14 protein-coding genes are annotated in these 14040 nt (G+C 48.5%); all 14 read left to right on the top strand.

The genetic code is table 11. From position 1 onward, the window contains the following. Positions 1-13: 13 nt before the first annotated feature. A complete protein-coding gene (murD, locus tag IRJ25_RS08385) occupies positions 14-1351 on the top strand; it encodes a UDP-N-acetylmuramoyl-L-alanine--D-glutamate ligase (RefSeq protein WP_269318091.1) in 1338 nt (445 codons plus the stop codon). Continuing rightward, positions 1348-2424, top strand: coding sequence for an undecaprenyldiphospho-muramoylpentapeptide beta-N-acetylglucosaminyltransferase (murG, locus tag IRJ25_RS08380; protein WP_159562054.1), 1077 nt, complete (start codon positions 1348-1350; stop codon positions 2422-2424). The genes murD and murG overlap by 4 nt, the downstream gene beginning before the upstream one ends. A gap of 14 nt (positions 2425-2438) precedes the next feature. Next, entirely contained in the window at positions 2439-3209 is a 771-nt protein-coding gene (locus IRJ25_RS08375) for a cell division protein FtsQ/DivIB (protein ID WP_269318090.1), read from the top strand. Positions 3210-3436: 227 nt separating this feature from the next. Continuing rightward, a complete protein-coding gene (gene ftsA / locus IRJ25_RS08370; RefSeq protein ID WP_214691084.1) occupies positions 3437-4723 on the top strand; it encodes a cell division protein FtsA in 1287 nt (428 codons plus the stop codon). 46 nt (positions 4724-4769) lie between these two features. Next, positions 4770-5912 (top strand): cell division protein FtsZ, encoded by a 1143-nt coding sequence (ftsZ, locus tag IRJ25_RS08365; protein WP_015881313.1) that lies wholly within the window; start codon positions 4770-4772, stop codon positions 5910-5912. 51 nt (positions 5913-5963) lie between these two features. Continuing rightward, the gene (gene pgeF, locus IRJ25_RS08360; RefSeq protein ID WP_159562057.1) at positions 5964-6725 is read left to right on the top strand and encodes a peptidoglycan editing factor PgeF; all 762 of its coding nucleotides are present in this window, start codon (positions 5964-5966) and stop codon (positions 6723-6725) included. Next, positions 6722-7375, top strand: a complete 654-nt coding sequence (locus tag IRJ25_RS08355; RefSeq protein WP_269318089.1) for a YggS family pyridoxal phosphate-dependent enzyme — start codon at positions 6722-6724, stop codon at positions 7373-7375. The genes pgeF and IRJ25_RS08355 overlap by 4 nt, the downstream gene beginning before the upstream one ends. A gap of 23 nt (positions 7376-7398) precedes the next feature. Continuing rightward, the gene (locus IRJ25_RS08350; RefSeq protein WP_078146655.1) at positions 7399-7869 is read left to right on the top strand and encodes a cell division protein SepF; all 471 of its coding nucleotides are present in this window, start codon (positions 7399-7401) and stop codon (positions 7867-7869) included. A 4-nt stretch (positions 7870-7873) separates the two neighbouring features. After that, entirely contained in the window at positions 7874-8143 is a 270-nt protein-coding gene (locus IRJ25_RS08345; RefSeq protein WP_015881317.1) for a YggT family protein, read from the top strand. A 3-nt stretch (positions 8144-8146) separates the two neighbouring features. Next, positions 8147-8917: a YlmH family RNA-binding protein gene (locus IRJ25_RS08340; protein WP_269318088.1), complete on the top strand. Its 771-nt coding sequence runs from the start codon at positions 8147-8149 to the stop codon at positions 8915-8917. An 18-nt stretch (positions 8918-8935) separates the two neighbouring features. Further along, on the top strand, positions 8936-9484 hold the full coding sequence (locus IRJ25_RS08335; RefSeq protein WP_074037318.1) for a DivIVA domain-containing protein: 549 nt from the start codon (positions 8936-8938) through the stop codon (positions 9482-9484). A gap of 276 nt (positions 9485-9760) precedes the next feature. Then, on the top strand, positions 9761-12487 hold the full coding sequence (gene ileS, locus IRJ25_RS08330) for an isoleucine--tRNA ligase (protein ID WP_269318087.1): 2727 nt from the start codon (positions 9761-9763) through the stop codon (positions 12485-12487). 57 nt (positions 12488-12544) lie between these two features. Next, a complete protein-coding gene (gene lspA, locus IRJ25_RS08325; protein WP_214684520.1) occupies positions 12545-13018 on the top strand; it encodes a signal peptidase II in 474 nt (157 codons plus the stop codon). Beyond that, positions 13018-13929, top strand: a complete 912-nt coding sequence (locus IRJ25_RS08320; protein ID WP_015881322.1) for an RluA family pseudouridine synthase — start codon at positions 13018-13020, stop codon at positions 13927-13929. Before lspA ends, IRJ25_RS08320 begins: the two co-directional genes overlap by 1 nt. Positions 13930-14040: the final 111 nt, after the last annotated feature.

The raw sequence follows: 14040 nt of genomic DNA, 5'->3' as shown, positions 1-14040 counted from the left end.
AAGGGTGAGACAGATGGAAAAGCAATGGCACGGTAAAAAAGTTCTTGTCCTCGGTGCTGCGAAGAGCGGCATTGCAGCGGCGACATATCTGCATCATGCAGGAGCAGATGTGACGATCAATACGGGGAATATCCCTCCGGAAGACGAACAGGAAAAAATTCAGGCGCTTGGGATTCAATCGGTATTTAACGAACATCCCCTCGCTCTGTTGAATGAGACAGAGTTGATTGTCAAAAATCCAGGCATCCCGTATCAGATTCCATTGCTTCAAGAAGCGATGTCTCGAAACATCCCAATCTATACCGAAGTGGAACTTGCTTATTTGGCAACGGAGGCGGAATTTGTTGCCATCACCGGCTCAAATGGGAAAACGACGACCACGACACTCGTCTATGAATTGCTCAAAGGTGGGGAACGTCCGGTGCATCTTGCGGGAAACATTGGATTCCCGGCGATTGAAGTGGCATCTCAGGCGAAGATGGGCGATTTGATTGTGATTGAATTGTCGAGTTTTCAATTGATGGGGATTGAGTCATTCCATCCCCGCTCGGCGGCACTACTTAATCTATCGGAAGCCCATCTGGACTATCATGGGGATTTTGATGCGTATGCGGATGCAAAAGGAAACCTGTTCCGTCAAATGACGAATGCAGACCAAATCGTCGTGAAAGTGACGGATCCGGAAGTGATGAAACGCGTCCCGGGAGAGATTGAACCAACTACGTTCAGCTTTGACCGAGGTGACGCTTCTGTCGTCGATGGATGGGTCACAGTTCGTGGTGAAAAAATCATGCAAGTAAATGAGTTGGCACTAGGTGGGGCGCACAACGTGGAAAATGTATTGGCTGCACTACTCTTAGTGGAACCATTTGCTATTCCACGTACGCATATCGAACGTGTGTTACGAAACTTCGGTGGCGTCGCGCATCGGACCGAGAGTCTCGGTGATGTGCTTGGACGTGCTGTTTACAATGATTCGAAAGCGACGAACAACGTAGCAGCGGAAGCGGCGTTACGGGGGTTTGATGCCCCAATCGTTTGGCTTTGTGGTGGTCTCGAACGCGGTGCAGACTTATCTTCGCTCGCCTCTGCTCTCTCAAAAGTAAAAACTGTCGTCGCGTATGGTGAGACGGCTGAACGATTTAAAGAGCTCGGCGAGTCTCAACAGATTCCTTCTTTCACGGTCGAGACGTTGGCAGACGCCGTTCCGCTCGCGTTTGAGAAATCCGAGACGGGAGACGTCATCTTACTCTCACCCGCCTGTGCTAGCTGGGATCAATTTAAAACGTTTGAAGAACGAGGCGAGCAGTTCGTTCAACTCGTCCGTTCATATGAGGAGGCGAACCGATGAAAATCATGATTTCTGGTGGTGGTACCGGTGGTCATATTTATCCGGCACTCGCATTGATTGAAACGCTACAAAAACGTCACCCGGATTTACAGGTACAATACATTGGAACGGAGAATGGATTAGAAGCCGATCTCGTACCGCGAGCCGGTGTCCCGTTCAAGTCGATTCAAATCGCAGGTCTGAAGCGTTCGCTTTCACTCGAGAATCTGAAGACCGCCTACTGGTTTTTGAAAGCCGTTCGGGCATTGAAGAAAGACATGGCAGCGTTTAAACCGGACGTCGTGATTGGCACGGGTGGTTTCGTATCCGGTCCCGTCGTTTATACGGCACAACAGCTTCGGATCCCCACGATTCTGCATGAACAAAACAGTATCCCGGGATTAACAAACAAATTCTTATCGAAGAAAGCCGATCGGGTCGCCCTCTCGTTCAAAGGATCGGATGTCCATTTTCCGGGCGCGAACGTTCGCTTGATTGGAAACCCGCGTGGTAGCGAAGTATTGCAGACGGAAGTCGATGAGGCGTCTATCCGCGAACAGTATCGTTTAGATGACCGTCCGATTGTCTTGGTTTATGGTGGAAGCCGCGGAGCCGAGGCCATCAACCGAGCGGTCGTGGAAGCAATCCCAGCGCTCTCAGAATTGCCGATCAACGTCCTTTACGTCACAGGGAAAGTGCATTTCGATGCGGTGTCGAAACAGGCACCATCCTCTGACAATGTACACATTCATCCGTACGTGTACGATATGCCATCTCTACTCGCTTGTACGTCACTCGTCATCTCACGAGCTGGCGCTTCAACGATTTCAGAATTGACCGCACTTGGCTTACCGAGCATTTTGGTCCCAAGTCCGTACGTGACAGCTGACCATCAAACGAAAAATGCTTCGGCCCTCGTCGAGAACGGGGCGGCCCTCCTTGTCAAAGAAGAAGCGTTGACGGGTGTTTCGCTCGTTGAGACGATTCGTCAAGCACTCGAACAGCGTGAAGAGATGGCGAACGCATCGCGTGCGCTCGGTTTCCCGAACGCGTCAGATGCATTGGCCGACCTGGTAGAAGAAGTCATTCAATAAAGGAGTAGAACCCGATGGAACCAAGCCAACAAACGGTACGCAGTCTCGAAGACCGTATTCCATACATGAAAAAACAACGGCGTAAAAAAGCGAACCGTCGGATGTTCTCTGTACTCTCACTGTTTGGAATTCTCATCTTACTCGTGGTCTACATGCAGACTTCGATGTCGAACGTGAAAGAAGTGAAGGTATCGGGTCTATACTGGTTAGAAGAAACGTACGTGTTTCAGGATATGGAGCTCGATTCATCGACGAAGTTTGTCAGTCTTTCCCCAAACAAGATGAGTGAACAGATGGAAAAGTTGCCTGGTATCAAACGGGTAGAGATCGATCGTTCTTGGTATAACAAGGTTCATATCTCTGTGACAGAAGAGAAAATGATTGCTTATGCGAAAGCCGAAAAAGGAGATGTCGTCGTGTTAGCCGACGGTTCACTCCATCCGACCGGAGCCATCACCGATCCGCAAAAGCTAAAGGACGGACCGCTCTTGCGAGAGTTCAACACGGAAGCAGAACTTGAAAAGATTGCAAGTGAACTCGAACGGGTGGATGATGCGACTCGGGCTCGTATGTCAGAAGTGATTTTATCAAAACGAAAAGATGAGCCGACGCGATACGAGATATTTATGAACGACGGCAATACGTTACTCACACCTACGTTGAAGTTAAGTGAGACCGTATCGAAGTATGGAGAAATTTATGAAAACATCCCGAAAGGTGAGCGTGGGACCGTCGTCATGGATGGTGGGTTTTACTTTATTCCATACGAGAAAACGAATGAATAATCAGTTATATTACAGTCCTTAGACACATAAGGGCTGTTTTTTTGTCGTTTGTAAACGAATTGATAACGCGAAACCGCTTAAATTGTAGTATTCTACCTTTTCTCACTATCTTATTTGTTGTAAACTTAGACGTGAGATATCTTGTCGAAACCAACAATTTTTTTGGATATCTGTATACGTGTCAGGCAATTGGAACAGGAAAATTATAGAGCGGAGGTGTTTCCCTTTTGGAAGCGAATGGTTATGTGGCCGCATTAGATATTGGAACGTCAGAGATTAAGCTCGTCGTCGGTGAATTGCTCGGCGGAACGCTTAATATTTTGGCAGAAGGGTGTGCACCGTCTGCGGGTGTAAAACGTGGCGCTGTCGTAGACATCGATAAAACAGTCCAAGCGATCAAACAGGCCGTTGAGCATGCTGAGACATCGCTAGGTGATCAAATTCGATCTGTATACGTTGCCATCGAAGGAGAGCATATCCAAATTGCCCCATGTCACGGAATTGCATCTGTGAAGCGGGAAGATCAAGAAATTACCGACGCAGACGTGATGGAAGTCATCAACTCGGCACAAGTAATGCGATTACCGGACGAGATGAGTGTCATCGATGTGATCCCATCTTCGTTCACGGTTGATCAACAAACAGGTGTTGTCGATCCACGGGGTATGTTAGGCTATCGACTTGAGATGCATGGGAAAATGGTGACCGGGTCGAAGACCATTTTACATAGTATTCGTCGTTCGATTGAACGGGCTGGATTACAACTCGAAGGTTTTATTCTAGGAAACCTTGCACTCGGCATGAGTGCAGCTTCTGTAGATGAAATCGATTTAGGAATCGGGCTCGTCGATGTCGGACATGAAAAGACGACGGTTTCCGTATTTTATCGGGGAGATCTCGTCTACTCATATATCCTCCCGGTCGGCGGAGATCATATGACAAGAGACTTGGTCTATAAACTCAATTGTAAATATCAAGACGCCAAAGTGGCGAAAGAAGAATATGGTCTCGCTCTTGAAGAAATGGCTGATGAGACAGAAGGTTTCTCCTACACGAACATCAATGGGGAAGTGGCGTTCGAACCACAGTCAGAAATTAGCTACGTTTTAGAAGCGAGAATAGAGGAAATGTTTACCCTAATGTTGAATAAGGTTCAAAAAGTAGGTGTTCCGATGCTGAATGGCGGATACTTACTTTGCGGTGGGGCAGCTGCTCTACCGGGTATTCAGGAGTTGGCGACTCGCATTATGGGCCAAAAGACGAGATTGTATCAACCGTCGTCGATTGGTGTCAGACATCCAAAATACGCGACAGCCGTCGGTGTATTGAAATATGTCTTGATGAGTGATCATCACGTTTCGAAATCTCAACTTGAAAAACCGGAAGTTCGCCAGGAAACACTTCACACGAAGCCGGAAGCGACCGATATTCATGTAGGAGAGAACGAATACGAGAGCGATCAAGAGTCGAAAAAAGGATTTAGTCGTTTGATGGAAAAATTATTTGGCGTTTAAGCTGACGATGTAATACAACTTGGAAAATACGTAGGGGGATACCTGAATGATGTACTTTGATGAGGCGATTGACGCCGTAGCAAAAATTAAAGTAATTGGAGTCGGTGGCGGCGGGTCAAACGCCGTTAACCGCATGATTGAACATGGGGTACAAGGAGTCGAGTTCATCGCAGTCAACACGGATGCACAAGCGTTGAACATGTCGAAAGCCGACGTGAAGCTTCAACTTGGTGCAAAATTGACACGCGGTCTCGGTGCAGGTGCGAACCCGGATATCGGTAAAAAGGCGGCTGAAGAAAGCCGTGAACAGTTGATTGAAGCACTTGACGGTGCAGATATGGTATTCGTCACAGCTGGAATGGGTGGCGGAACGGGAACAGGTGCTGCTCCGGTCATCGCCGAGATTTCAAAAGAAATCGGCGCACTCACGGTCGGTGTCGTGACAAAACCGTTCATGTTTGAAGGACGGAAACGTATGCAACACGCACAGCACGGTATTCAAGCGTTCAAAGAAAAAGTAGATACCCTCATTGTGATTCCGAACGATAAGCTTCTTGAAATCGTGGAACGCAACACACCGATGATCGAAGCGTTCCGTGAAGCGGATAACGTCCTTCGTCAAGGTGTACAGGGAATCACAGACTTGATCGCCATCCCTGGTCTCATTAACCTCGACTTCGCGGACGTGAAAACGATCATGACGGAGAAAGGGTCTGCCCTTATGGGTGTCGGTGTCGCGACAGGTGAAAACCGTGCCGTTGAAGCAGCGAAGAAAGCAATTTCGTCACCACTTCTCGAATCTTCAATCGAAGGAGCGAAAGGTGTCTTGATGAACATCACTGGTGGACTTAGCCTTAGCTTGTTTGAAGTGACGGAGGCGGCTCAAATCGTTCAAAGTGCGGCTGATGAAGAAGTGAACTTGATCTTCGGTTCGGTCATCAACGAAAACTTGAACGATGAAATCATCGTTACCGTGATCGCAACTGAATTCGCTGAAGAAGCACAAGGAACGAACCCGTTCCTTCAGCAGCCGAAAAAACAGCCTGAGGTTGAGAACAAGGAACCCCAACCAAAAGCAAATGAAGCGGCTCAACAAGACGAAGGGAACTTCCATCGCCCAGTGTATGGAGGAGACGTCCCAGACGAGACGATCAACATCCCTGCGTTTGTGAGACAACGCCGTAACTAAACAACTAGGGGTGCCGGTACTCGGCATCCCTTTTTCTAAAAGGAGAGACCGATGCAACTGCTACATACTTGGGAAACCGAAACAAACCGTTATCATGCTTACGCGACGACACGAACGGACGGACACAATGCGGGAAACGTCGGATTACATGTGGGCGATGAAATTGACCGAGTCGTCGAAAATCGTCAACAGTTCTTTCAACAAGCCGGGCTCTCGTTAGAGGACTCCGTGTGGGCGGATCAAGTACATGGTACGACTGTCCAAGTCGTCGATTCGTCGGACAAAGGTAAGGGGGCATTCCGATATGAAGAGGCGATTCCGAAAACAGATGGGCTTCTCACAACCGAAGACGCGTTACCGTTAGCCCTCGTCTTTGCTGATTGTGTACCGCTCTTCTTCTGTGCGAAAGATCATGGGGTCATCGGCATCGCTCATGCCGGGTGGAAGGGAACGGTCGGAAACATCGTTAAGACCATGATGCAGGCGTTTGCTGAGCAAGGAATCGAGGCGACCGATGTAGACATGCTCGTCGGTCCCTCCATCTCAGGAAGTGACTATGAGGTCGATGGTCGTGTTCTCCAGGCCGTCCGGGATGTTTCGCCGATTGCATATGAACGGTCAGTGCGAAACGAGTCGGGTGAGCACGCGCTCTTGTCCCTCCAAACCGTCAATGAAGTATTGGCAAAAGAACATGACACTGAGGTCATGCAATCGAATTTAACGACTGGCGCGGACAGCCCGTTTTTCTCCTATCGAGATGGAGAGACGAAACGTCGGTTTGCGGCAGTCATTGTCAAGGAGCGGAAATCGTGAGTATTTCAGATAATGTTAAAAAAGTTCAATCCATCATGGCATCACATGTTCGAGAAGTAGAACCGACACTCATCGCAGTCACGAAATCGGTCGGTGTCGATGTGGCGAATGCCCTTTATGAAGAAGGGATTCGTGATTTCGGAGAAAACCGTCCAGATTCTTTACTCGAGAAGGTTGAAGGGATGCCGAAGGATGCAAGATTTCATTTTATCGGTACGTTACAGACACGCAAAGTGAGACAAATCATTGATTACGTCGCGGCAATTCATTCGCTCGACCGCTTGTCTCTCGCAACGGAGATTGACAAGCGCGCGAGCCGAACGATCGATTGTTTCGTTCAAGTGAACACGTCAGGAGAAGATTCAAAACATGGTCTCGAAATAGAGGAAGTCGTGCCCTTCATCGAGAACTGTAAACAGTATCCTCATATTCGAATCATCGGGTTGATGACGATGGCACCATTCACTGAAGAAGAGTCAACACTTCGTGAAACGTTCCGCCGTCTCCGTCATCTACGTGATGAAGTGAAGGCAAATGCGTATGAACACGCACCATGCACGGAGCTGTCGATGGGGATGTCAAACGATTATCCAATCGCGATTGAAGAAGGCGCATCGTTTGTTCGTATTGGTACCGTACTTGTGCAATAATATATCTTAAGGAGGAATCCGTTATGTCAATCAAAAACAAAATGAAAGATTTCTTTGGACTCGAAGAAGATCCGAACAGCACATATGAAGAAGAAGAGTATACTGTGGCAAATGCAGCAGCTCCTTCTACAACCGAAACATCTGTCGTCAGACAGGATGATCGTCCAAAATCAGCGAATAATCTCGTGGCATTAAATACGAAAAAGAAAGACCGTTCAAAAGTCGTATTGGCTGAGCCGCGTGTGTTCGCTGAGGCGCAAGACATTAGCGATCATTTGAAAGAAAACCGTGCTGTCATCGTCAACCTTCAGCGCATGTCAAAAGAGCAATCGCGTCAAGTCGTCAACTTCCTCTCAGGTGTCGTATACGCCCTTGAGGGATCGATGACTTCGATTGGACATAACACGATTCTGTGTACTCCGAACAACGTCGAATTGACTGGTTCAATCTCAAACTTGATATCGGAGGATGAACTTCACAGTAAAGGGTGGTAACTGAATGGAAAACGTAATCCCTGCCTTAGGCAACACGTTGAGCGATCTACTTGGTATCTATAGTTGGGTCCTCATCGGCTATATTTTATTATCATGGTTCCCGAACGCACGCGAATCTAAATTTGGTCAAATCTTATCGTTTTTGTGTGAACCGTTCTTGGCGCCGTTTCGCCGGATCATCCCACCGATTGGTGGTATGCTTGATATCTCCCCAATCGTTGCGCTGTTCGTGCTTCGTATGGCCCAAGCCGGAATCGCTGCGATCTTTGGGTGACGTATGAGCGTCTATGACCATTATCGACCAAGTGAACGCGCGTTCGTTGAACAAGTGCTCGACTGGGTACAACAAGTGGAGAATAGCTATGTGTTGAAATTGACGGATTTTCTAGATCCACGTGAACAGCAAATCGTCAAACAACTCGTCGGGAAACAACTTGTCATTCATGATGATGGCGGATTTGAAGGCGCGGAACGACGTCGTCTGATTTTAGCGCCGGATTACTATGAACTCAATCCAGATGATTTTGAGATTGAGATCCGTCGAATCGAGTACCCAACAAAATTCGTGGACTTGACGCATCGACAAGTGACAGGAACATTGCTGAACGCTGGACTGAAACGTCAAAAGTTCGGAGATGTCGTTCTTGACGATGAGATTGTACAATTTGCGACGACGCGTGAAGCGGTCGGGTTCATTGAAATGAATCTTGAACGTGTCGGAAAAGCGAGAGTTCGCATTTCTTCCGTGCCAAAAGACGAGGTTCTTGTCGTCCCTGCGACCGAATGGATCGAAGGGGTCGGCATCGTCTCTTCCTTACGATTTGATACGGTCGCAAGCGAGGTGCTTAACATCTCTCGGCAAAAAGCGCAGGCGCTCGTCAAACATGGCGACTGTAAAGTGAATCATAAAGTCATTGAAGACGCGAGCTTCATCCTTGAACCGGATGATCTACTATCCGTCCGTGGATATGGTCGCATCAAATTGATGGAGATTCTCGGATCGACCAAACGTGAAAAAATTAAAATCCAGTATGGCACCATACGTTGAAATTAGGAGGAAAGTCGAATGGCGTTGACACCGATTGATATTCATAATAAAGAATTCTCTTCCCGTTTTCGTGGGTACGACATCGATGAGGTCAATGAATTTTTAGATCAAATCATTAAAGAGTTTGAACTATTGATTCGTGAGAATCGACGGTATGAAGAACTTGTCAACGATATGCAAGCCCGCATTGACTACTTCTCCTCGATGGAAGATACGTTGAACAAATCGATTATCGTCGCGCAGGAAGCGGCGGAAGAAGTGAAGAACAATGCTCAAAAAGAAGCGAGTCTCATCTTGAAACAAGCGGAACGTGAAGCGTTCGCTCGTGAAGAGGAAGCGGCGCGCAAAGAGCAACTTGCTGAACGAGAAGTCGTTCAAATGCTCAAGAAAGTAGAGTTGTATCGGACACGCTTCCGCGTCCTCGTCGATGCGCAAATGGAACTTCTCAACAGTACGGAATGGGAAACAATTGTCGGGGAACCGCCTGTGCAGACGGTTCTTGACGATAGAACAGAACTTGCGTATAATGACGACGAAGTCACACGTAATGAAGAACAACACGGATAAATGATCAACACGTTGAGTAGGACGCGTCGATCGAGTCATACCTACGAAGCGACTTAGGGACGGTGAGAGCCTAGGAGAAAGACTTGAATCGGTATCCCCTATGAGTCGTCACGCTGAACTGAAGTAAGCGTGACCGCCTGACCTCGTTATCGGTTACCGAGAGCGGTCTCATGATGATGAGACTAGTAGGGTGGTACCGCGAGTCAACCAACTCGTCCCTATCAGGGATGGGTTGGTTTTTTTTGTTTTCTAAAAAATGTTGATGGAGGAGTTTCGATGAACTACAAAGACACGCTATTAATGCCAAACACAGAATTCGCGATGCGTGGGAATTTACCAAAGCGCGAGCCAGCGATGCAAACAGAATGGGAAGATATGGACCTTTACAACAAGGTACAAGAAAAAAATGCTGGGAAACCACAATATATCTTACATGATGGACCTCCATATGCGAACGGTGACATCCACATGGGACACGCGATGAACAAAGTATTGAAAGACATCATCGTTCGTTTCAAAGGGATGAACGGCTATCAGTCTCCAATGATTCCAGGATGGGACACGCACGGTCTTCCAATCGAGAACGCCCTTCAAAAAGCAGGCGTCAATCGTAAGGAAATGACAGTCGCGGAATTCCGTGAAAAGTGTGCAGAGTATGCGATGGAGCAAGTGAACTTGCAACGCGAACAATTCAAACGTCTCGGTCTTCTCGCAGACTTTGAGAACCCATACATCACGCTCCTTCCTGAATACGAAGCGGCACAGATTCGTTTGTTCGGGTCGATGGCTGAGAAGGGTTATATCTACAAAGGGAAAAAACCGGTTTACTGGTCACCATCTTCCGAGTCGGCACTCGCGGAAGCAGAGATTGAATATTACGATAAAAAATCACCGGCTATCTACGTGGCGTTCCGTGTCGTGGACGGTAAAGATACGTTGACGTCAGACGATCACTTCGTCATCTGGACGACGACGCCTTGGACAATCCCGGCGAACCTTGGAATCGCGGTAAGTGATGAGTTGACTTACACGCGTATCGAACATGAAGGAAAAGGCTATATCGTCGCAGAAACGCTCGTTGAAGAAGTGACGGCAGCGCTCGGATGGACGGATTACACAGTGAGTGGGTCTTGGAACGGACGTGACTTCGAGTACATGACGGCCCAACATCCATTGTATGACCGGACGTCACTCGTCATCCTTGGCGACCACGTCACTGCGGATGCGACTGGACTCGTACACACAGCACCTGGACACGGGGAAGACGACTATCGTGTCGGACAGGCTTACGGATTAGACGTCCTTTGCCCGGTGGATGACCGTGGCTATATGACAGACGAAGCCCCTGGTTTCGAAGGTCTCTTCTACGAAGATGCGAACAAACAAATTGGTATGAAGCTTGAAGAGAACGGCTACTTGCTCAACTTGAAGTTCATCAAACACTCGTACCCGCATGACTGGCGTACGAAGAAGCCGGTCATCTTCCGTGCGACACCACAATGGTTCGCGTCCATCAAAGATTTCCGTGAAGACATGCTCCGTGAGATCGAGGAAGTGAACTGGGTCCCTGAATGGGGAATGACACGTCTCTACAACATGGTCCGTGACCGTGGAGATTGGGTCATCAGCCGTCAGCGTGCCTGGGGAGTTCCAATCCCAATCTTCTATGCGGAAGATGGAACGGAAATCATCACGAACGAGACAATCGACCACATCGCCAACTTATTCCGTGAGCACGGTTCAAACGTTTGGTATGAGCGTGAAGCGAAAGACCTTCTCCCTGCAGGGTTCACTCACCCGAACAGTCCGAACGGTGAATTCCGTAAAGAGCTCGACATCATGGACGTCTGGTTCGATTCAGGTTCTTCACACGCTGGTGTATTAGAAGAACGCGAAAACCTTCGTCGTCCGGCTGACCTTTACCTTGAAGGATCGGACCAATATCGTGGTTGGTTCAACTCGTCACTTTCGACGGCCGTTGCGACGACTGGGAAAGCACCGTACCGGAATGTCTTGAGTCACGGATTCGTCCTCGATGGGGACGGACGCAAAATGTCGAAATCGCTCGGTAACACGATTGCACCGAACGATCTTGTGAAGCAGTATGGCGCAGAGATCGTACGCCTTTGGGTCGCATCCGTCGATTACCAGTCGGACGTACGTGCGTCACACGATAACTTCAAACAGGTGTCAGAAGTTTACCGGAAGATGCGTAACACGATTCGCTTCTTACTCGGGAACTTGAACGGGTTCGAGCCATCGATGCGTGTCGCATTCGACGATATGCCGGAAGCGGACCGCTTCATGGCGACGAAGCTCAAACAATTGCAGACAAAAGTTGTCAAAGCATATGATGAGTTTGACTTTATGGCCGTGTATCACCTCGTTCATAACTTCTGTGTCAACGAGTTGTCATCGTTCTACCTCGACTTCACAAAAGATATCCTATATATCGAACGTGAAGACGATCTCCGTCGTCGTGCCGTTCAGACGGTCATGTACGATGCCGTCGTCCTCTTGACGAAACTATTGGCTCCAATCCTTCCACACACTGCCGATGAGGCATGGAAAGAAGTGCCTGGAAAGTCAGAAGCAAGCATCTTCTTGACGGATTTAGAAGAAGTGAGCGCGCTCACAGGAGACGAAACGGCATTACTCGAGAAGTGGTCGAAGTTCCTCGTCTTCCGCGACGACGTCCTCAAAGCGATTGAAATCGCACGTGGAGAAAAGTTGATCGGGAAACCGCTCGAAGCGAAGTTGATTCTCGCACCAAAAGCAGAGACTGCCGACTTGTTGAACACGATCGACAATGTCAGCCAACTGCTTCAAGTATCGCAAGTGGAGTGGGCTGAGACGGCAGACGTCGATTATGCGACGACGAAAATCACAGTCATGAAAGCGGATGGAGCCGCTTGTGCACGTTGTTGGACATACTCGACAGAGCTTGGACAAAACGAAGAGCATCCAGAGCTTTGCCCACGCTGTGCATCAGTAATCGGTTAAGACGAACCGGAGTGGCGTCCCCACTCCGGTTTCTTAACGGCTTGAAAGGAGACGCATATGAAACGATATTATGGATTGGCGCTCATCTTGATTTTGATCGATCAACTCACAAAATGGGTAGTCGTTCAAACGATGACAATTGGTCAATCGATTGAAGTCATCCCGAACTTGTTATACTGGACGTCCTACCGCAATAAAGGAGCGGCTTGGGGGATGTTAGAAGGACAGATGGCGTTCTTCTTTATCATCACCATACTTGTCGTTGCCGGACTCGTTTACTTCTTGCACAAAGAGGTGAACGGCTATCAACTCATCGGATATAGTGTCGGATTACTGTTGGCCGGTGCCATCGGTAACTTTATTGATCGCTTGTTCCGTGGCGAAGTCGTCGACTTTGTCGATACGTATCCGTTCGGATACAACTTCCCGATTTTTAACGTGGCTGATATGGCACTCACGTTTGGTGTCATCTTGATGGTCATCGGGATTTTATTTGAAGAAAAATTACACAAAGAAAGGGGACAATCGTAATGGAATCGTATACTTTTGTCGCCGATGAAAAGGCAAGGATTGATAAGTGGGTCAGTGACCGTGGTGAATGGTCACGCTCTCAAGTACAGGAATGGATCAAGACGGGAGCCCTCCTCGTCAACGGTAGTGCCGTGAAAGCGAACTACAAGCTTCAAGTGGGGGATGAAGTGGAAGTGAACGTGCCGGAAGCGGTCGAACTCGAAGTGTTGCCTGAAGACATCCCGCTCGAGATCGTCTTTGAAGACGAGGACGTCATCGTCGTCAACAAGGCACGCGGGATGGTCGTTCACCCTGCAGCTGGACACACGTCAGGGACGCTCGTCAATGCGCTACTTTATCATTGTGATGACCTCTCGGGTATCAACGGTGTCAAACGTCCAGGAATCGTCCATCGGATTGATAAGGACACGACGGGTCTTCTCATGGTCGCCAAAAATGACTTGGCCCATGAATCGCTGGCGAGCCAGTTGAAGGACAAGACCATCAAACGCGAGTATATCGCGCTCGTCCATGGCGAACTCGTCCACGAACTTGGAACGATTGAAGCACCGATTGGTCGCGATACGAATGATCGTCAGCGAATGACCGTGACGGACCGGAACGCAAAAGAAGCCGTGACGCACTTCCGTTTACTCGAACGTTATAAAGACTTCACGCTCGTGGAGTGTAAATTAGAGACTGGACGCACGCATCAGATTCGCGTTCATATGCGTTATATCGGTCATCCGCTCGCCGGTGACCCGAAATATGGTCCACGCCGCACGATTGATTTGGGCGGTCAAGCGCTCCATGCGGCAACACTCGGATTCCACCATCCACGTACGAAAGAATGGATGGAGTTTGAGGCACCATTACCAGAAGACTTTAATGCGGAACTCGCAAAATTAGATAAAATCGAGAAAACTCGTTGACTTCTGTCACGTTCCGATTTATAGTCTAGGAAGCATAACACCTTTAAACCCAGTCCAGAGAGGCTGTGAAAGGATTGTGACCGCGGTCACATGTACGTCAATTCAACCCCG

The organism is Exiguobacterium sp. KJ 601 (genome assembly GCF_027161185.1).
GTDB classification, from domain to species: Bacteria; Bacillota; Bacilli; order Exiguobacteriales; family Exiguobacteriaceae; genus Exiguobacterium; species Exiguobacterium profundum.
This window is presented reverse-complemented; position numbering and strand designations above follow the sequence as displayed.